At 28.0% G+C, this 21,388-nt stretch carries 18 protein-coding genes; 9 read left to right on the top strand and 9 right to left on the bottom strand.

The features are described 5' to 3' along the window. Positions 1–3: 3 nt before the first annotated feature. The 3 genes from HNP68_RS03555 to fliD all read right to left on the bottom strand — a co-directional run bounded on the left by HNP68_RS03555 (position 4) and on the right by fliD (position 4,407). The gene (locus tag HNP68_RS03555) at positions 4–1,122 is read right to left on the bottom strand and encodes an ATP-binding cassette domain-containing protein (protein WP_183220535.1); all 1,119 of its coding nucleotides are present in this window, start codon (positions 1,120–1,122) and stop codon (positions 4–6) included. A 150-nt stretch (positions 1,123–1,272) separates the two neighbouring features. Continuing rightward, entirely contained in the window at positions 1,273–2,283 is a 1,011-nt protein-coding gene (gene flaB, locus HNP68_RS03550; protein WP_183220533.1) for a flagellin FlaB, read from the bottom strand. 126 nt (positions 2,284–2,409) lie between these two features. Further along, a complete protein-coding gene (gene fliD / locus HNP68_RS03545) occupies positions 2,410–4,407 on the bottom strand; it encodes a flagellar filament capping protein FliD (RefSeq protein WP_183220531.1) in 1,998 nt (665 codons plus the stop codon). Between the two features lie 138 nt (positions 4,408–4,545). Here fliD and nagA point away from each other — a divergent pair, with 138 nt between their 5' ends. Both nagA and nagB read left to right on the top strand, forming a co-directional pair. Further along, positions 4,546–5,751 carry an N-acetylglucosamine-6-phosphate deacetylase gene (gene nagA, locus HNP68_RS03540; protein WP_183220529.1) on the top strand — a complete coding sequence of 402 codons (1,206 nt, stop codon included), beginning with the start codon at positions 4,546–4,548 and terminating at the stop codon, positions 5,749–5,751. Positions 5,752–5,777: 26 nt separating this feature from the next. Then, positions 5,778–6,584, top strand: a complete 807-nt coding sequence (gene nagB, locus HNP68_RS03535; protein WP_183220527.1) for a glucosamine-6-phosphate deaminase — start codon at positions 5,778–5,780, stop codon at positions 6,582–6,584. A gap of 25 nt (positions 6,585–6,609) precedes the next feature. Here the strand turns inward: nagB and HNP68_RS03530 are convergent, their stop codons facing one another. Together HNP68_RS03530 and secA are read right to left on the bottom strand one after the other, a co-directional pair. Next, the gene (locus HNP68_RS03530; protein WP_183220525.1) at positions 6,610–7,221 is read right to left on the bottom strand and encodes a superoxide dismutase; all 612 of its coding nucleotides are present in this window, start codon (positions 7,219–7,221) and stop codon (positions 6,610–6,612) included. Between the two features lie 14 nt (positions 7,222–7,235). Next, on the bottom strand, positions 7,236–9,935 hold the full coding sequence (secA, locus tag HNP68_RS03525; RefSeq protein ID WP_183220523.1) for a preprotein translocase subunit SecA: 2,700 nt from the start codon (positions 9,933–9,935) through the stop codon (positions 7,236–7,238). 62 nt (positions 9,936–9,997) lie between these two features. Between secA and HNP68_RS03520 the strand changes: the two genes are divergently transcribed. The 6 genes from HNP68_RS03520 (at position 9,998) to alr (ending at position 14,727) form a co-directional block, all read left to right on the top strand. Next, positions 9,998–11,134: an LIC_12708 family protein gene (locus tag HNP68_RS03520; RefSeq protein ID WP_183220515.1), complete on the top strand. Its 1,137-nt coding sequence runs from the start codon at positions 9,998–10,000 to the stop codon at positions 11,132–11,134. Between the two features lie 26 nt (positions 11,135–11,160). Further along, a complete protein-coding gene (locus tag HNP68_RS03515; RefSeq protein WP_183220513.1) occupies positions 11,161–11,589 on the top strand; it encodes a hypothetical protein in 429 nt (142 codons plus the stop codon). Between the two features lie 3 nt (positions 11,590–11,592). Next, a complete protein-coding gene (locus tag HNP68_RS03510; protein ID WP_183220511.1) occupies positions 11,593–12,009 on the top strand; it encodes a hypothetical protein in 417 nt (138 codons plus the stop codon). Between the two features lie 141 nt (positions 12,010–12,150). Continuing rightward, the gene (locus tag HNP68_RS03505) at positions 12,151–12,867 is read left to right on the top strand and encodes a S2/P23 family protein (RefSeq protein ID WP_183220509.1); all 717 of its coding nucleotides are present in this window, start codon (positions 12,151–12,153) and stop codon (positions 12,865–12,867) included. A 23-nt stretch (positions 12,868–12,890) separates the two neighbouring features. Then, positions 12,891–13,565: a BB0158 famile outer surface lipoprotein gene (locus HNP68_RS03500; protein ID WP_183220507.1), complete on the top strand. Its 675-nt coding sequence runs from the start codon at positions 12,891–12,893 to the stop codon at positions 13,563–13,565. Between the two features lie 61 nt (positions 13,566–13,626). Beyond that, positions 13,627–14,727: an alanine racemase gene (alr, locus tag HNP68_RS03495; protein WP_183220505.1), complete on the top strand. Its 1,101-nt coding sequence runs from the start codon at positions 13,627–13,629 to the stop codon at positions 14,725–14,727. Here the strand turns inward: alr and HNP68_RS03490 are convergent. Further along, positions 14,719–16,320, bottom strand: a complete 1,602-nt coding sequence (locus HNP68_RS03490; protein WP_183220503.1) for a hypothetical protein — start codon at positions 16,318–16,320, stop codon at positions 14,719–14,721. The genes alr and HNP68_RS03490 overlap by 9 nt on opposite strands. A gap of 76 nt (positions 16,321–16,396) precedes the next feature. On the opposite strand from HNP68_RS03490, the gene HNP68_RS03485 reads away from it, so the two are divergent. Next, positions 16,397–16,564: a hypothetical protein gene (locus HNP68_RS03485; RefSeq protein ID WP_183220501.1), complete on the top strand. Its 168-nt coding sequence runs from the start codon at positions 16,397–16,399 to the stop codon at positions 16,562–16,564. A 26-nt stretch (positions 16,565–16,590) separates the two neighbouring features. Here HNP68_RS03485 and HNP68_RS03480 read toward each other — a convergent pair whose 3' ends face one another. The 3 genes from HNP68_RS03480 to HNP68_RS03470 form a co-directional block, all read right to left on the bottom strand. Beyond that, positions 16,591–18,342 carry a hypothetical protein gene (locus HNP68_RS03480; protein WP_183220499.1) on the bottom strand — a complete coding sequence of 584 codons (1,752 nt, stop codon included), beginning with the start codon at positions 18,340–18,342 and terminating at the stop codon, positions 16,591–16,593. An 80-nt stretch (positions 18,343–18,422) separates the two neighbouring features. Continuing rightward, on the bottom strand, positions 18,423–19,409 hold the full coding sequence (locus HNP68_RS03475; RefSeq protein ID WP_183220497.1) for a calcium/sodium antiporter: 987 nt from the start codon (positions 19,407–19,409) through the stop codon (positions 18,423–18,425). A 27-nt stretch (positions 19,410–19,436) separates the two neighbouring features. Beyond that, on the bottom strand, positions 19,437–21,281 hold the full coding sequence (locus HNP68_RS03470) for a putative glycoside hydrolase (protein WP_183220489.1): 1,845 nt from the start codon (positions 21,279–21,281) through the stop codon (positions 19,437–19,439). Between the last annotated feature and the right edge of the window lie 107 nt (positions 21,282–21,388).

The following is a 21,388-nucleotide window of genomic DNA, read 5'->3' as shown; positions in this document are numbered from 1 at the left end:
TTTCTATCTTGACAATAAATCGGAAATTTCATTTAAATTGATATATCCGACAATACTTCCCCTTTCTTTTATTATTAAATAATCTTGCTTATTCAAGTATTCAACAATTTTTTTTATCTCATCATTTAGCTCTAAATCTAAAGATATAAGATTATCATATCTTCTATTAAGAACTTTATTGTATAAACTAAAATTTTCACCTTGATGTTTAATAACAACATTTAAATCATTATCACTACTGGAGTTTAAATCAAAATCATCTTTTAAAATATCTTTTATTTTTAAAATATTTAAAACAGGCAAATTTTTAATAAAATTAGATATAAAATCCGTACTAGGATTGGTTAAAATTTCTAAAGGTTTGCCAACTTGAATAATTTTTCCATCTCTCATAAAGGCAATTCTATGACCTAATTTAAAAGCTTCGATCAAATCATGAGTAATAAACACAACTGTTTTTTTAAGCTTAGCCACTAACCTTAAAAGTTCTTCTTGCATTTCTCCTTTAATTAAAGGATCAAGCGCCGAAAAAGCTTCATCCATTAAAAGGATATCTGGATTAACCACTAATGCTCTTGCTATTCCAACTCTTTGCTTCATCCCTCCAGAAAGTTCATTAATATACTTATATTTTGAATCTTCAAGTCCTACAAGATTTAATACCTCAATAGCACGTTCTTCCCTAATCTTCCTGGGAATATGCTTAACCTCAAGTCCATAAGTAACATTTCTCAATACATTCATATGGGGAAAAAGTCCGAAGTTTTGAAAAACCATTGCAAATTTATCTTTTCTTAAATTAGAAAGATCTTTCCGATTTATAGCATTCATTTCCATGTTATTTACCAAAATAGATCCTGAATCTATTTTGTAAATACCATTTAAGCACCTGACTAAAGTAGATTTACCACAACCTGACATGCCCATAATAACTAAAATTTCATTTTCATAAACATTAAGATTAATATTGGCATTTGCAATAAAAATAGAAGATTCTTTGTAAATTTGCATTCTATCTTTACCTTCTTCATAGTCTTTTATAGCTTGACTTATCTGCTTTTTGTCAACGTAATAAGAAAATACTTTATAACAATCTTTAATTTTAACAGTAACCCTACTCAAAGCAAACTCCTCAATAAGCCTGCATTATACTTTATAACACATCATTATAAATTATACTAAAATTATTAAATTTTGCCGATCTGAAATAAAAAACCAAAAGATCCCTTAAAGGATCTTTTGGTAATAATTTATGCTAATTAAATTAAAATTTTATCTAAGCAATGACAAAACATATTGGGGAACTTGATTAGCTTGCGCAATCATTGCCATTGCAGATTGTGTTAAAATACTATTAGTTGTAGCTGCTACAACCTCATCTGTCATTGTAGCATCTTTTATTTGAGCATAAGATGCTTTAAGATTTTCAATAGCATACTCAGTACTATTCTTTATAGATTCAAGTCTATTTTGGAAAGCACCTAAATTTGCTCTTTGATCACTCACCATTCTAATAGCATTTTCTATTTTAGCAAGCGATGTATTAGCATCAACTGTAGTTGTAACATTAACAGGAGAATTAACTCCACCTTGAGCAGGTGCTGTAGCAGGTGCTGGTTGTTGAGCTCCTTCTTGTTGAGCCCCTTCTTGAACAGGTGCAGCCTGAGCAGATTGAGCTCCCTCACCAGAAAACAGATTTGCAACATTAGCTGCATAAATATTTACAGCTATCGCTTCATCTTGATTTGCTCCCACATGAACTCTTAAGGTCCAAGAAGCCTGAGACCCTGAAAGTGATGCTGGTGTGTTAATTTTTGCAGGTTGCATTCCAAGCTCTTCAGCTGTTTTTACATTTTGAGCAGCAGATTTGTTTGACAACATGTGCATTTGGTTATATTGAGCTTGATCAGCAATTCTATTAATTTCGTCTGTAAGTTGCTCTATCTCAATCTGTATAGAACCTCTATCTGAGTCTGAATATGTGCCGTTACCTGATTGAACTGCTAATTCTTTCATTCTTACTAAAACTTTTTCTACTTCATTCAAATTCCCTTCTGTTGTCTGAATAAAATTAATAGCTTTTGAAGTGTTTCTAGAAGCTTGTGATAAACCTCTTATTTGAGCATTAATTTTACCAGAAACCCCCATACCAGCAGCATCATCAGAAGCTCGATTAATTCTGTACCCACTAGAAAGCTTCTCTTGAGTTTTACTAAGATTAGCAGCATTAATACCATTATTTCTTGAAGCATTAATAGCTGATGTATTATGATTTATAATCATATATCATTCCTCCATGATAAAGTTTAATTATTTATTTTTGGCAAATCCTTTCGCCCTTTAAAAAGAATAGCACAAAAAATTAAAAAAAAGAAACACAGCTAACAATAGCATTAAAAATAATTGTTATCATCTATTCCTTTGATTAAAATCAAAAGCCCTTAATGTATTTTCTTGATCTTTCATGCGCTTAACGGTAAAGTCTAAGGTATTAAGCTCGCCTTCTACTTTTCTCTCTCTATCATCGTACTTCTTTTTATAATCTTCAACTTTATTTTTTTGATTAACAATTTTTAAGTCGTAATTTTTTATTTTATTATAAATAACTCCTCCAGAAGTCACAAGAGGCGATAAACAATCCCCTAGCATTTTGGCAATCCCATTATCATATACTCTGTCACCATTTAGGTCAAATAAAAAAAGTTCTCTAACATTATTGATATTATTGCGAATTGATTCATCAAACTTTTTTTCATCAAGTCTCAAATACCTAGAAAGTCCACCAGAAGAAGAAATAGAATTAGTAAATACCCCCATCTGATTAATTATTGAAAAGTTAGGATCACTAGTAACATAAGGCTTAAAAATTATTGATTCTAGTCTAGATTTAAGATTTTTTAATAAAAATTCAGACCTTAGAATACCTAAATTTTTATAAGCCTCCTCTTTTTGAGACTCGCTAAGATAAGTCAGTTCTTCAACTATATTAGACTTTTGATTATCAAATTGATCTTCATTGGAACTTACAATATTAATCTCAGCAAGAACTTCATTATAAGCACCAATAAAATCTAAAAGAACTCTCTTAATCCCCTCATAATCGGGCTCAACTTTCGCCTCAACCATATCACTTGAAGCTTTTTTTAAACTTAATGTTACATTCGGAACTAAATCATTAATAACATTTGAATCTCTCTCAACATCTACTCCATCAAATTTAATTTTTGCATTCTCAGCAAAACTTTTAGCATTTATTGGCAAATGTCCATCTCTATTTTTTGGATCAAAAACCTCAACATTACTAATCACAATTACTTTATTATTTGCTTTATTTTCAATGTTTATTTCTTCTAGATTAGAAAGAGCTCCAACATCAACTTCAACTTTTTCAAAATTATTCGAAATATTTACTGAAGGAAGCTCCAAAGAACCTTCCTTACTAGATATTCTAACCATATTCATTTGAATATATTTTTTTTCCAAAGGAGTTTTTAAATCAGATCCAAGATCAACCACGCTATCTTCACTGTCAACCTTTGCATCCTTAAACGTAGCTTCTCCGGGATTAAAAATAATTTTACTATCAGGTTCTTCTAAGCCTGTATCAAAATACTTAACTTCAAATTTAATTTTACTCCTAGATGTAATTTCAATATCTTCAGGAATTTCAATCGATATCTCTGAAAGTGGATTTAAAACAAGGCTATTATTTTCAAAAGAAAGCCTATTATTATTACTAGATTGATTTACAGCAATATCTGAAAGAATCGGATTAAAATTGGTTTTCAGCTCGCTTAAAATGCCAATTTGCTTAGCAAAAGACAATCCTTCCCCTTTGATAATAAGTTTATTATCTTTACCTTCCTTTAAAGATTCTAAAATAAAACGACTATTCCCGTTTTTATCACTTTTTACTATTTTTGCAGATAAAAAACCTTTTCCCTTGTTATTAATATCTCTCACAAGTAAATCAATATTACCATTACTTTTTACATTAATTTCTTTCTTGCCAACTAAAAATATATAATCACCCTCTGGAATTGTAACTTTTTTAGGATCAAAGTTTGAAGACAGAAACACATCAGCCGATGATATTTGATCAACAATTAACTTATGAGTTTCATTCTTGGATCCATATCGAGTAGACAGGGTTAAAATTTCGCTATTGCTAGAATTCCCCGACATTAGATTAAAAGGACTGTTAAGCGATGTAATTTCTTTCGCAAGAGAATTTAAAGTAGAAATTTTTCTATTAATTGAAAGCCAAGCACTTTTTTCTTGCTCTAAAGATTTAAGTTTCTCAAAAGAAGAATCGATTTTGGCCTTATCGGGCTTCAGCATGGATTCACGAATTTCTTTAGTATTATATTTGCTCTCAAGTCCAGGAACAAAAAATCCTGATGCCATAATAATGCCCTCCAAAGCACATTATATCATTAATAAAATTGAAAATAAAACATGAACTTTAAAATAAAAATTTTTAAAAGCAAAATTCTTCTAAAAAGATTAATGTTTATAGTAAAATGAATTAAAAGGAATATAAAAATGCCAAATTTTTGCTTATTTAACTCAAAATCTGTTTTAACTGGAAATGATAAACTAGATAATTCAGCAGTCCTAATTAAAGATAACAAGATTTTCGACATTGTTACATCTGACAGACTTAAAAAAATGGATTTAGGAGAATACCAAATGATTGATACAAAAGGTAATTATATAACTCCTGGCCTTTACGACAATCATATTCATGGATTTCACGGTTATGGTACAGATCAATGTTCAACAGAATCAATACTTAAAATGTCAGAACATTTGGCACAATACGGTGTAGTAGGATTTTTACCAACTCTTTATCCAAGACCAATAGATGAAATGATTCAAACAATAAAAGCTTGCACAGCAGCAATCGGCAAAGAAAAGGGAGCTAAAATTCTAGGGCTTCACCTTGAAGGGCCTTTTTTTTCTCCCGAAAAAAAAGGAGCACACCCTATTTCTTATCTTCACGAACCTAGTATTAAAGTTATGAAAAAACTAATAGACGCAGCTGGTGGAATATTTACAGGATCAAACGGCCAAAAAAAAACAAACATAAGTACAATGACTGTTGCTCCTGAGCTTAAAGGTATGAGAGAGCTTGCAATATTTTGCCTTGAAAATAATATAAACCTTCAAGCAGGCCACACAAACGCAAAATATGAAAATATGATCGAAGGATTTCAAGTTGGAATACTCCACACAACCCATTTTTTCAACGCAATGTCAAAACTTGACCACAGGAATCCAAATGCAATAGGAGCAGTATTAATACACGGTGATGTTTCTTGTGAAATTATTGCAGATGGTCATCATATACACCCAAAATTAGTTTTAATGCTTAGAAAGCTTAAGGATATAAGTAAAATAGTGCTTGTAACTGATGGACTTACTCCAAATTTTCAAACTTCTGGAAAATTAATTGCAAACGGAGATGAGGTTTATATTGCAAAAGATGGATTATTCCACAGCGTAAAAAGCAACACAATAGCTGGATCAACACTTACAATGATACAAGGTCTTAAAAATTTAGTAGAATTCGGCTACAGCTTAAGTGATGCTGTTCAAGCAAGCTCCTATAATCCAACAAGAATTCTCAATATTGATAACAAAGGATTAATATGCCATGGATATGATGCAAACATCAATGTATTAGATAAAGATTTTAACCTAAAGTTAACAATGATAGAATCTAAAATAATTTTTAACAATCTCTAACTTTAAACCATTTTAAGGAGATCACAATGAGACTAATAATCAGACCTACATATGAAGATATATCAAAGTGGGCAGCCAATCATATAGCACAAAAAATTAACAAATTTTCTCCAACAAAAGAAAAACCGTTTGTCCTTGGGCTTCCAACAGGCAGCTCCCCAATCGGCATGTACAAAAATTTAATTGAATTAAATAAAGATGAAAAAATCTCATTTCAAAATGTCATAACTTTTAACATGGATGAATACATAGGAATTGAAGAAAATCATCCTGAAAGTTACCATTCATTTATGTGGAAAAATTTTTTTTCTCACATTGATATTAAAAAAGAAAATATAAATATACTAAATGGAAATGCTTCAAATCTCGAAAAAGAATGTGAGGAATATGAAAAAAAAATCAAATCTTTAGGGGGAATCATGCTTTTTGTAGGTGGAATTGGACCTGATGGTCACATTGCTTTTAACGAACCAGGCTCATCTTTAACATCAAGAACAAGAATTAAAACTTTAACCCAAGATACAATCATTGCTAATTCAAGATTTTTTGAAAACAATGTGAAAAAAGTTCCCAAAAGTGCACTAACTGTTGGAATTGGAACAATTTTGGATTCGCAAGAAATTTTAATAATAGTAAATGGACATAACAAAGCAAGAGCATTAAAGCACGCTATTGAAAAAGGTGTTAATCACATGTGGACAATTAGCGCACTTCAATTGCATAAAAACGCAATTATAGTATCTGACAAAAATGCAACTTATGAATTAAAAGTAGGAACAGTAGAATACTTTAACGACATAGAAAAAGAAAACTTTAATAATGACTTAAAATAAGCTATTTAGCATTTTAAAATAAAAGCTAATCGTTGGCTTCATTATAAATTTTTGAAACTTCTTCCCAATTTAAAGCCTTTAAAAAAGCATCAACATATTCAATTCTTCTATTTTGATATTTAAGATAATAGGCATGCTCCCAAACATCAATACCCAAAATTGGTTTATAAGACATCATTATAGGACTATCTTGATTAGGCATTGAAATTACTTTAAGCCCACTGTCAGGACACAATACTAACCATGCCCAACCACTCCCAAAAATTTTCATCGCAGTATCTTTCAAGCTAGCCTTAAGAACATCTAAACTTCCAAAAGTTATATTAACATCATTTGCAAACTTTTCTAAAAGATTATTCTTACTTCCTGGTTTTAAAGTTCTAAAATACAAAGTATGATTCGAATAGCCCCCAGCATTATTCCTTATTAAAGTTTGAAATTCATCTGGAAAATTATGAATATTTTTTAATATGTCTGATACGTCTTTTAAATGGCTTTTCCCCATTTTTTCTAAAATAGAATTCAAGTTCATTACAAAACCGTTATGATGCTTGCCATGATGAATTTCCATAGTTTTAGCATCAATATAAGGCTCAACAGCATCATAACTATAACCAAGTTCTGGCAATTTAAACATAAAAACCTCCCGTTCTAACTTTTACCATGACAAGTTTTATATTTCTTTCCACTTCCACAATAACAAGGCTCATTCCTACCTATTTTAGGGGAACTTCTAACCACTTGAACATTAGAAACGTTTTTATTCTCATTAATAATAATTTCTGAAAGTTTTTTGTGGATTGAATTAATATTTTTAGATTTATTTACTGACTTATAATCAGAAGAATTATTATCCAATTTTAACTGGAGAACTCTCCTTATGGTAGAAACTTTAATATCTTTAATAAGCTCGCTAAATATCGAAAATCCCTCTTCCTTATACTCTGTAATTGGATTTTTATTAGCATAAGACCTTAAATAAACAGCCTCTCTTAAAGAGTCTAAATTTGCAAGATGCTCTTGAAATTTAAAATCAATATTTTTCAGATATTCATACCTTAAAAATTCATTAAAAAGATCCCTACCAATTAAATTTTCCTTTTCGTCTAAATTAGCCTTTGCTATTTGCATTAGCTTATCCTTTAAGTCGAAAGAATTAATATTTTCAACAGATCCAAGACTCTCAAGCATATAGGCAAAAATTAAATTTATTTCATTTAAAAAAACACTTGAAACTACACTACTTTTTGTACCCTCAAGCAAAAAATTAAGATATTCCTCTAAGGCAATAAGAATACGATCCTTAATAGCTGTATCTTCAAGAATAGAATTTCTCTGGGCATAAATAAAATCTCTCTGCTTTGTAATAACATCGTCATACTCTAACAAATGCTTTCTAATTTCAAAATTTCTGTCTTCTACCCTTTTTTGGGCATTAATTAAAGATTTAGTTAAAAGAGAATGCGTAATAGGCTCTCCCGTTGCCATTCCAAGCTTGCCCATCAATGCCCTTAAGTTATCTCCAGCAAAAAGACGCATTAAATCGTCTTCAAGCGAAACATAAAATCTTGAACGCCCAGGATCACCTTGCCTTCCGCTACGCCCACGAAGCTGATTGTCTATTCGCCTTGATTCGTGACGCTCACTACCAATAACGTAAAGTCCCCCAAGACTTTTAACTTCATTATAATCTTTTAGATAATTTTCTCTTTCATTTTTAACAGCCTCTTGAAATTCTTCAAGGCTTACATTGGTTCCAATTTTTTTTCTAACCCTGTGTTCAATATTGCCTCCAAGTTTAATATCCGTACCACGACCAGCCATATTGGTTGCTATTGTAACTGCATATTTTGCCCCAGCTTCAGCAATAATAAATGCTTCTCGAGAATGATTTTTTGCATTAAGAACTTCATGCTTAATTCCTCTGTTTTTAAACATAGCTGATAAAATTTCGGACTTCTCAATAGAAACAGTTCCCACTAAAACCGGTTGTCCCTTTTTGTAAGTTTTATAAACCTCATCTGTAATTGCATTAAACTTAAATTCTTCCGTATAATAAATCGTATCATCCTCATCTATTCGCGCTAACAATCTATTTGTGGGAACTACAACTACATCAAGATTATATATTTTATGAAACTCCTTAGCTTCTGTATCGGCTGTACCCGTCATACCAGAAATTTTATCAAACATTCTAAATAAATTTTGAAAAGTAATGGTTGCCATGGTCCTATTTTCATTAGCAACTCTAACCCCTTCTTTAGCCTCAATAGCTTGATGAAGTCCATCAGAATATCTTCGCCCTGTTAAAACTCGACCAGTAAATTCATCTACAATCTCAACCCCAGAATCACCGACAATATATTCTCTATTTTTTAAAAAAAGTAAATGCGCTTTTAAGGCTTGAGTCATATAATGAACATAATTAAAATTTGAATCAGTATACATAGACCCACTAATAATGCCTTTAGAGATTAAAAGCTGTTCAAGATTATTAAGTCCTTTGGCAGTAAAAGAAATTCTTTTGGATTTCTCATCAACAGTATAATCACCATCAAGATCGTCTATTTCTAAAGGATAATCACCTGTTTTGGAATCCTTGGAACACTCTTTTAAAAAAGATACAAGAGAATTAACCTCGAGATAAGCATTGGTGTTACCCTCAGTAGGCCCCGAAATAATCAAAGGGGTTCTTGCCTCATCGATCAAAATAGAATCGATCTCATCAATAATACAATAATTGAACTTTCTTAAAGATTTTTCATTCAAATCATAACGCATATTATCTCTTAAGTAATCAAATCCAAGTTCATTATTTGTAACATACGTAATATCTTTGGCATATTGAGCCTTTCTTAGCTCATAGTCCATATCAGACAGAACAACCCCCACACTGACACCTAAAAGATCAAAAACAGGCTTCATCCAATTAGAATCACGCTCTGCAAGGTAGTCATTAACAGTAACAATAATAACCCCATCTCCTGTCAAACTATTTAAATAAGCAGCCTGAACCGATGATAAGGTTTTTCCTTCTCCTGTTTTCATCTCTATTATTTTACCTTTGTGAAGAGCAAGTCCTGCAATTATTTGAACATCATAAGGCCTTTCTTTAAGACGCCTTCTAGCAGCTTCTCTAGATAAAGTAAAAGCTCGTTCTAAAATATTTTCTAAAGAATTTCCAGATTTTAATTCATCTTTAAGCTTTTCAGTCTCTTTTGAAAAATCTTCATCTTTTAACAATAATGCCCAACGCTCAAGCTTATTAATATTTCTTAAAGTTGGAAGATAATCTTTTAAATCTCTTTTACTTTTTGAGCCAATGGTTGTCTCAAGTACCGCTTTTAACATGGTAGGTATTAATTCTCCTAAATTAATTGACTTAAAGTTATATTAAATAATAATATAAAAACATGAAAAAACACTATAAAGCTTTTACATCCATCTTGCTTTTTGCAATTATATCATGTAACACTAAAACTTTAAACGAACTAGGGGAAGAACAATTTAAAATACCATTTGGAACACTTCCTGGTGCAATAATGCCTTTGGATGACAAATTTACAAATTCAAAATTTGATATTAAAACTTACAATGGACTAGTATACATTGCAGAAATAAAAACAAATAAATTAATGATTTTTAACTCATACGGAAAACTAATACAAACTTATCAAAATGGAATATTTAAAACAAACCCAAATTTAAAAATAAAAAAAATAGATTTTGAGGGAATTCAAGCAATATATCCTTTAAAAGATTTCATTATTGTAGCAGATAAGCTAAATAATAAAAAATCAAAGTTTAATCAAAAAGAAAATATTGCCTACTTTATGAGAATACTAATATTAAACAAAAATTCGTCTGTAGAAGTTTTGGGTCAAGAAGGTTTAAACGGCACGCCATTTCCTCAAATTTACGATGTTAATGTTGATGAAAATGGAAACATTGCAATAATATCAATATATAGCGAAGGCTATATAGTATATTCTTACAATAAAGAATTTTCTCCACTTTATAAAATTTACGTAAATAACAACCTACTTAATATAGTAGACAACCAAAATAAAAAATACAATATTTCAATAGACAAGGTTTTTTTCGAAGTTAACAAAAAAACTCTTTATGTAAAGATCACTCACTACGAAAACATTGGCGATAATGAAAACATAAACGATCTTGGAATTAAAATTAAAGATCAATATATTTATAAAATGATTTTAAAAAAAAACAAAGAACTGGAAGTAATAAGTAAAATCGCTCTTCCTAAAAACTTATTAGATGATAAACAGGAAAGCTTTATCAATATTATAAAAATACAAAAAGACAAAATAATAGCATCTACTAATATGAAAAATTTATCTAACAATTTAATATGGAAATTAGACAACAAAGGCTCAATTAAAGACCAAATAGCTTTAATTGAGCCTTCTAATTTAATATTTCTCTCTGAAAGTTTATCTAAAGATGGAATACTTAGCATACTTTACGGGGGAAAAACTGGTGTTAGCGTTTACTGGTGGAATTTAAATATGTTATTAAAGTTATAATTATAAAGGTCAACCTTGTAAATTTAATGAAAAAGATTAATTGCAATCAACAACTAGAAATTAAATACCAAAAAAAATTGAAAAAACATTTAATAGTTGGAATAATTTTTGTTATAATTCTTTTATTTTTCAAAATTTTATTAATTCCTAAAATTCAAAATTACGAAAATAACAAAAACAATATTAAGATGGTGATAAGCTATAAACAAAATAAAGACAAATTATCGATAAAAATAAACATACAAACCCAAAAAAATTCTAGTCTGGGAAAAGCTAAGCTAGATATATATCTCGATAATAAACTAATTGAAAGAAATATGCTTTACATAAACAGCAAAAACTTTACAACATATGCTAATGTAATCTATCAAAATGAAAGTTTATTAAGTATAATACTAAATAGTAATGGTAATAACAATGTTTTTTATAGCAAAAAAATAAAAACTAGGGGATAAAATATGATGCAAATATACTTCATGTCTGTTTCGCTTAACATTTTAGGTGGAATAATACTTGCATTTCCAATATTAGTAGAAAAAATAAAATTTTTTAAAATTTTTGAAGATTTTGTAAATTTAATAAACAATAACAAAAAGGTAAAAAGCATTTTCGGATTATTATTTTTAATAACTAGTACCTTTGAAATAATTAAACCCTACAAATTGCCAATAATTGGAAATTTAATTCCAGCCATAAGTTTATTTTTAATCGGATTTATTTTATTTTTAAAACAAAAATTACCAACAGAAGTTCAAAATAATAAAAAATATGGAAAATTTGAATCAATACTTGAAAATAATCAGCAATTAATTGGTATTATATCAATTATTATAGGAATAATTCATTTTTTAGCAGCAGAAATACCTTTACTGTAAGATTAAAATAAAGGGGCAATTTTGTAAAAAACTACTAAAAAGCAACTTGACTTTGACATATGTATTCTATATCATTAGGACTTGGTATGATTTAATCATCATACAATAAAAACATAAAATGGTATAAAGGGAAAAGATATAATGGTATTTAGAATATATAAAAATTTGAAATTAATAATAATACCTATGTTAATACTAAGTTGCGCTTTTTTTAAAAAGCCACAATCCATACAACAAGATAGCGATGCTGGAAAGCCTATAAATGATGAAAAATTACATTTAATATTTGGCAAAATTTTGAATAAAAAATTGCCAATCATAAATAGCAATCACAACATAACTTGGATAAAAACAAAGTCAATGACAATCTTAGATGAATATGGACAAGCAATACCAGAATTTAAAAACAAACTTGGATATTCTTATATACTATCTCCTATAAAAATGGACGATAAACATAGTGATTTAACATCATTATTAATACTTTTTGAAACAACTAAAAATGGGGATACAGAATATGAAATTGAAGACATTAGATTAATAACAGCTGGTTCCAACCTAGATCTTAAAAATCCTATTCTGGTTGCTGAAAATTCACAAGAAGAGGGATATGTTACTGCATACCCATTTGGAATACTAATTAGCGATGAACTTAAGAATGCTTTTAAATTAACATACCAAGATGGTCATTGGAACTATATGCTTGCAAACTTAACTGTAAAAAACAAAATTACCAAACAAACTAAAATTTATAAAATTTCTCTTAACTCAAAATTAATTATTGAATTTTTAAAAGAAGTACTACTAGAAAATCCTATCTTAAAAGATATAAACGGAGATCTATTTGAAGATTTATAAATATAAACAAAAGGAAATATTTTATGGGTCTTAGAAAATTTATTTTAACTGTAATAATTCTTATTCTGGCTAAAAATATCTTTTCTAACAACGTAATTAATATTTTTGAAAATAACAGTTATATTGTAAAAGAAAATACAAAAACAAAAATTAAAAAACTAAAACAAAATTTTTTACTTACATCTGTTGATATTGCCATTAGTCAACCTTACATGGAATTAGTAGATTCAAATGGAGCTCTGATACAAGAACTTGTTGGAATTAGCTATTCATTTATAAATATATTTTCAAAAATTGGATCTTCTGCTATTATTTCATTTGATCTATCAAATGAAGCTTCTAAAAAATACAAAATTACAAAATTAGAATTTTTAACTATAGATAAAGGCAATTTTATTAACCAACTAAGTATACTAACCAGTGGAAAACAAAAATCGGAAAAAGAGCTTTCAAAAGACGCTTATTCATTTGGCACATTAAGAACTGAATCTCTCTCAAAAACAATTGCCGAATATTACAAGAACAACAACTGGTATTATATTTTGGCAGAAATAACAGTAGAAAATACTGAAAATAAAGAAACAAAAAAATATAAAATCAGAATTAACCCTAAGATATATAACGATTTTCAAAAAAAATTAAGATTACATTTTAAAGGAAATCAACTAAAAAAATTCCCAATACCCATTATTGAATAAATCATAAATTAATAAAAAAACATTTACTTCTCCAAGAGGAATAAATGTATAATAATAAACAATGAACAGCAATAAAACAATAATAATAAATTTAAATAATTTAGAACATAACTTAAATTTAATTAAAAATAAAGTTGGTAAAAAAGAAATAGTAGCTACCCTAAAAGCCGATGCTTACGGTCACGGACTTATTAAGATCTTTAAATTTTTAAAATCAAAAAATATAAATTATTTTGGACTTTCCAATATTGAAGATGCTAAAAAACTTAAAAAAATCGATAAAAATATACAAGTGTTATTATACTTTAAAGTGGACAACAAAGAAATTAAAAATTTGATTAAACTTGAGTTATTACCATTTGTTGCTGATTTTGAATATTTATTTCTAATAGAAAAAGGATGCACATTACAAAAAAAAAAAATAAAAGTTCACTTAAAAATTGATATAGGCATGAATAGATACGGAATAAAAATAGATAGTGCCCTTGAAATAGCCACATATATTCAAAATTCAAAATTTTTAGAACTAGAAGGAGTCTGCTCACACCTCCCAACAACAGAAAACTTTAAAACCACACAAAAACAAATAGAAAAATTTTTATTATTTTTGGAAACACTTAAACAAAAAAACATAAATCCAAAATTTGTTCATATTTCTAATTCAGGCCACATTCTCAACTATAAATTAAACCCACAATTTAATATGGTAAGACCGGGCCTTATTCTTTATGGTTATGCCCCATTTTCAAAAAACAAAAAACCTGTCCTAAATTTTAAGCCCGTATTAAATTTATTTTCAAAAATAATATTTATTCAAAATGTAAAAAAAGGGGAAAAAATTTCATATTCAGGTACATTTCAAGCCAAAAAGGATATGAAAGTGGGTATTATTCCAATTGGATATTTTGATGGAATACCCCAAAATATAAATAATAATTTTTATTTTTTAATAAACAACAAAAAATGTAAAATAAGAGGAAAAGTTTGCATGAACATAACAATAGTAGAAATTCCCAAAGACTTAAAAGTTAAAGTGGGTTCAAAAGTAGAAATTGTATCAGAAAAATTAAGTATAGATAAAATGAGTAAATTTTCTAAAAGAAGTAATTATGAATTACTATGCAATATAGGAAAATATGAAAACAGAAAATACTTAGATTAAAGTACCTAAAGAATCAAATTTTTGGAAATCTATTAAATTACCTCTAGCATCATAAATCCACTTATAAATTGAAAAACCCCCAACATCATCTCTTAATCTCAAATCTGGACCATAATTTGACTGTTTTGATATTTTTCCAAATTTATTGTACTCATATTTATAAACACTAACTCCATGAATATCGTCCTGCAATTGTCCTAAGCTGCCAAAATTTTTTTGGGAAATAAGTCTATTTTGTTTATCATATTCATATAAATATTCGAAAACAAAATTACAATCAGCAACCAAAACTCCATTTTTAGAAAAATTTTTCTTTGAAATCATATTGCCATTAGAGTCGTAACCAAATTTATACTTCGAAACTCCTTCAAAATTATCTATTGGATTAACAAAATCCCCACCAAAATGTTCTTGGGTAATCAAAAATCCTTCCTTGTCGTAAGAGTATCTGTAAATCATCACACCTTTAACATCAGCTATTAAATTAAAATTTTTATCAAAAAAAATATTTTCTATTAAATAAAACTTATCATCATATTTATAGCTATAAATAGCAATGCCTTTGAAATTATCCATTATTTCGTATTTTTCCTCATAAACAGTAGGAATATCTCTATTATAGTTTTTATTAATTTTATTACTATAGTTTATTATCCTTTTTTCATTGTTTTGAATATAAAGAATGGTCTTCTTCATGGCATAACCATTTTGACTAATTGTTAAATTATTATTATTGTCATAATTATATTCTTTATAATAGCAATCTTTTTCTTTAAAATAATATTCATAACGATAAATTGCTACATTATTTTCATCAGGAGTTAAATTATTATCAATATCATAATTTAAAATCTCAATAACTTTTCCACCAATATCATAATGATATATTTTAGTAGCTACTGAAAATGGATTTGAAGCAATGTAAGATGAATTATCAAGAAATTCTTCTTTGATAAGATTATGATTAGCATCATAAGTCAATCTAAAACCACAAGTACCATTTTTTGATCTTACAATGTAACCATTCTCATCGTAATACAAAACCGTTTTAACAAATTTGCCATGATCATAAGTAATCTTTGTAAAATATACATTATTTAAATCTTTAACTTGAATCCCTGACTCATTAAATCTGTAAACACTAAACTCTCTCTCATTATCATATAAAAAATGATAATAAGAAACATCATATCTATCTCTAACCATTTCATTAGATCTATTGTAATTAAAAATATTTTTAATCCTGCCATCACTCATGTACTCTATGTGTTCAATGTAAACACCATTATTATTTTTAAAAGCAAGCCCCCTATTTAAAAATATGCGCCTTTCACTTTGCCTAGATCTTTCTATTTTAATCTGGGTTGCATTAAAAAAAGAAGGCATTAAAATGCTAAGCTTACCAATATAATCAACTAAAATAAGATTATTATTGCGATCATAAGTGAATTTGTATCCATACTCTTCTTCAGATTCTTCTTTTGTAATCTCATATTTACCTACTATGTTGTAATTAACAGAATAATCTGCAAATCTATAGTAAACTTCTTTTGAGAAAAGAGAAGTACTCACAAAAAATATTATAAATAACATGAATAAATTCCTTGATAAATCAACTTTATTTTGATAGATTTTATTATACAACAAATCCGTCAAAAGGAGCTTTAAAATGGCAAAAATTTCTAAAAACGCGCAAAGAATAGGCTCAAAAGAGCTAATAAGTCGATGGGGAGGAAAAATTGTAATGAAATCAAAATTTGAAAATGGGAAAATAAGACATTATGCAGAATGTCAAACTTCAAAAAATACAGCAAGAAAGCCAAGGGATTTATTTTAACAAATAAATCCACTTACTTATAAACGCTATTTTTTTTGTATCCTATCACCAAATTTGACCCATGCTTCGTCTTGTTCCTGTTTTGTATAGTTCTTATTTGTTACTTGTTTAGGCGTTGTGCTTTTTTTGGGAAAAGAATTTCTAACTTGTGCTTTTATTTCCTCTCTTTGTCTTCTAATTTTTTCTAATTGTCTTTTAACTCTTTCGTTTGAATCAAAAAGACCACTTCCACTTTTATTTAAACCAGCTCTAAAATCCAATCTGGATAAAGCCTCTTTATAACTTTGATGCTTGCCTGTCAAAAACAAAACAATTCTTTTAAACAAACTCAAATCTTTATAAGCAGCATTCAAAAGTGAATACAAATCAAGTTTATATATTTTATATAAAGGTAACAGTTCATTACTATTCTTAAAATATTTTGCTGCTTCAACTTTAATTAAATCTTTAATATGGACTTGAACACTTTGTGTTTTATAAATTCTTCTGTAATGAGAAACAATAAGGTCAAGAAATTTAACTTTATTTTTTAAACAATACTCGTTCATAATATAACGAGATACTACTAATCTATTGATAACTTCTTCTAGGCCTTCTTCTGTAAAAATAGAAGAAGGATCATCTCCAAAGCTAAGAATTTTAAATATACTAACTCTCAACTCACTATTAAGAAATTGTAAAACCTTCTCATATTCTTCTAGAAAAAATTCATATGCAAAAGGTTTGTACAAATAAAAATTTTCTTTTACTTGAAATATTTTTGGCAAAATATCATGAATTTTAGATTCAAAAAAGTACATATTAGCAACCAATAAAAAATTTTCGGGATCGTTTAGACCTTCAGAATAAACTTTTAGAATACTAAAAAACTCTCCTGTATCAATTGAACCTTTTTTAAACTCCAAAGTCTTTTCAATTGCTTTTAAAGATTCATCTATTTTAATAGCTTCTACAGCCTTAAGCTCTTCTAAGTCTTTTTCATTTTTAATAAAAAGATTAAGAAAATCCAAAAAAACAAAATAATTTTTTGAAAAAGTGATTCCTTTCTTGCCAAGAACTTCATCCTTAATTTCAATAATACCAGATAAAATCTTAGAAATAGAGCCAATAACATTCTTACCCTCTTCTAAAGCTCTCTCATAATCACCAAGCTTTAATCCTTTTACTCTAACGAAAACATCTTTTACAATATTATTAGAAGCAATGTTAAAAAATATTTTTTTAACAAACTCAATAAAATATAAAGCCCTGCTCGATGGAATTATTAATGATTTCCAAACCAATATTTCTTTCAGTCGTGATTTTGTTTCAAAAAATTTGTAGTTAATATCTGAATCTGCAATAGCTATAAATTCATTCTGAAAAACCAATAAACTAGATTCTACATTCTTAACAGTAAGCAAAGAACTAAAAAGCTCTATTCCTATATAAGTTTTCAAAAATAAATCGTCAATAGAATAATAATAAAAATCATAACTAGCTTCATCGGTCAAAATTATGCTATCTGGCAAAAATTCTCCATCCGTTGCTATTTTACTAGTAATTATTCCTCTTTTAACTTCATAAAGTTTGCGAAATAAAAAATCAAGCTCCCCTTTTAAACCTCGTATTTTTACAGAATGCTCTTCTATAAAAGAAGAGTAATCTATGGCATCCTTTTTATAAGACAAAATAGTTTTCAAAATTGATTTTTGGGTATCAGAAGATATTCCTAATTGAGAAATTAAAATATCTACTTCTTTGCTACTCATATAAAAAATTTCTGGTAATTTTTTCATATTGTTCCCTTATATTACATTAAAATAATAAAACATATTACATAAAAATATATTAACAAGCTAAAATTAAGATTAAATAATCAATAAAAGTTAAATAGCATTAAGTTATACAAAATATATAAAAGAAAAAAAATTAAAGATATGCCTCTACTAAAAACTCCTTTAAATTTAACCACTAAGAATAAAACTAAAGTTATAAACACCATTATACTAAAATCTAAAACATAAATATCTTGCAATAAGATAGGTCTAAAAAAACTACTACTGGCTAAAATAAATCCAATATTAAAAATATTGCTACCAATAATGTTCCCAAATGCAATGTCTGATTCTTTTTTAATTATTGCAAAAAGAGATACAACCAACTCGGGAACACTTGTTCCAAAAGCCACAACTATAATCCCAATTAACTTTTCACTAACATTAAAAACATTATTAGCAATATAAAGAGCTCCATCCACTAATAATTTCGACCCCAAATAAAGAAAATACATACTAATAAAAAAGCTTAATGTATTTAAAAACATAAAATTTAAACTCTGATTTAAATTGTTCACACCTTCATGAAAAGAATTTTCAAAGCTAGCATGCGCTTTTTCTTCTTTATAAAAGAATAACAGATAGGATAAAAACAAAATTAAAATACCCAATGAGCTGAAACGATTATAAGGTGTTGTAAAAAAAGAGTAAGATCTAAAATCAAATGAAAGCAACAAAAGAAGAAACATTAATAAAAACAAAAACATAAAAGAAAGTTTAAGTCTTTTATAATCTGCCTTAATCATTAAAAAGAATCCTGCTAAAGGCAGAGCAAGTAACATATTAATAATATTGCTACCAATCACATTAGAAACAACAATTTCGTTTTTACCCTTAAAAGCTGCTACTAAGCTTGTAAAAAGCTCTGGAGCACTTGTTGAAAAAGATACTATTGTAACTCCTATTAAAAGTGTTGGAACTTTTAAATAATTAGCAATGCCAACTGAACTTTTTAAAAGTAAATCACCACCAAGATACAATAAAAAAATACCAAACCCTACATAAAAAAATTGAATTAAATGTTCCAAATACATCTCCTTTACAAGAAACAGCATTTAAAAAAAATCTAAATATTCTTTTAAACTACCTTTAACCATATAATAAACATTAGATGCGTTCCAAAGACTAAAGCCACTACTCAATGACTCTTTAACCCCTTTAAGCTGAAACTTTAAATACTTTAAATAAATCTCATCATCCACAAACTTTTCTTTTCCCAACAAGAAAGCTTGTACATAAGGTCTAATGACAACCCCATCTAAAGAAAACATAAATGCTCTATCGCTCCCCTCTTTATAAATTCTATAAGCTCTTTTTGTATAATAAGAATTGCTCGACAAAAAATCATTGGTATAATGTGAAGGATAAAACATAGGGGATATAACATCAACATAATCTGATAACATTGCAATATTTTGCCCAATACTATTAGTAGGAAACCAACCATTGTACCCATAAATATCAACAGAAATAGGAATATGAAGCTGTTCTCTTGCCATAATCAAAAAAGATTCAAGAGCATCAACGGGTTGCATCTCATACTTATTTATTTTTGAAGTTGCAAGAGATACAGGACCATCTGATGGAAATCTAATGTAATCGAATTGTATCTCATTAACTCCAAAAGATTGTATTTCTTTTGCAATAGAAATGTTATACTCCCAAGTAGCAGTAGAAAAAATATCTACCCAATGCTCTACTTGAACATATTTAACAAGACCCTTAGAATCAACATTTTTAATAAAATGGGCCCAAGGTTTATTGGTCCTTTTATTCCAAAGAGCATGCTTAAAATTGTTATAATGATACAATTTTGCATCTTTAAATACAACACATCTAGCAATAACATAAATTCCAAGTTCCCTAGCCTTTTTAAGGATATAAGAAACATCAATCAAATCTTTAGCAGCTCTCAACTTATTGGGCAAAGAAAGCTTACTAGAATAAGTCAAATTACCATTATCATCTTTAAAATCAATTACAACAGCATTCATACCTGAATCTTTAATAAATTTAAATCTTTGATCAACTTCCCTGTTATTACGCAATGTATATGCTGTTAAATAAATAGACCCTTTATTTTTAGCGAGCTGCATTCTTTGTGATTTTTCAAAAAAGTCTTGATCTTGTAAAGATAATTTTCCAATAAATATCCATTGCCCATTAAAATAAGAATAAAAATGATTATCATACGTTCTAACCAAAATTTTTTCTACATTCTTGCTAGACAAATCTAAAATACGTATTATTTGTTTTTTAAAAGGAAAAGCAATTTTTTTAATAAATCCACTTTTTTGACTAATTAAAAAAATATCTCCATAAACTCCAGAAGAAAAATATAAATTATTTATATCTTCTTTTGAAAATTCAACAGCACTAATAATGTCATAATATCCTGCACCTAAATAAATCTGTGGGATTAAACTATTTAAATTTTTAAAACTAACAGCCCCATTAACACTAAGATAAATGCCATGAATCGCAGTTCCAATAGCAATACGCTTATAATCCCCTTTAGAAAAGGCACTTGATGTAATATACGCACTACTGTTAAATTTGTTAATTCCTACTAATTTTCTAAAATTTTTTGAATAATCATAAGAAACGTATAGACTATTGCTTGTAGTCAACAATGAATTTGAAGAATAAACATCTTCATAAATAGAAGTAATTCTACTAGGAGTAGGTTTATGAAAAGGATAAACCCACCTGGTATCTATCCCATTAACTTGAACTTTAGTTATCTTTCCATTAATGTTTTTACTCAAAAATCCTTTATGGACAAAAAATAAACTATATTTTTTAAAAAACTCTTCATCAGTTAATGCATATGTACTAAAAACTTTAAAAACAAAAAAGGAGAAAATAACTATCCAATAGATAAAAATTTTCATATACATTAATACATGATACTTGCAAATCAAAAAATATTAAACAATAATGACTTTTATTTGACCAATTGAATCTCAATCAAATTCAAAAATATTGAAATGTTATAACAAATTTC

Origin of the sequence: Borreliella yangtzensis (assembly GCF_014201775.1) — a bacterium.
GTDB lineage: Bacteria > Spirochaetota > Spirochaetia > Borreliales > Borreliaceae > Borreliella > Borreliella yangtzensis.
This window is presented reverse-complemented; position numbering and strand designations above follow the sequence as displayed.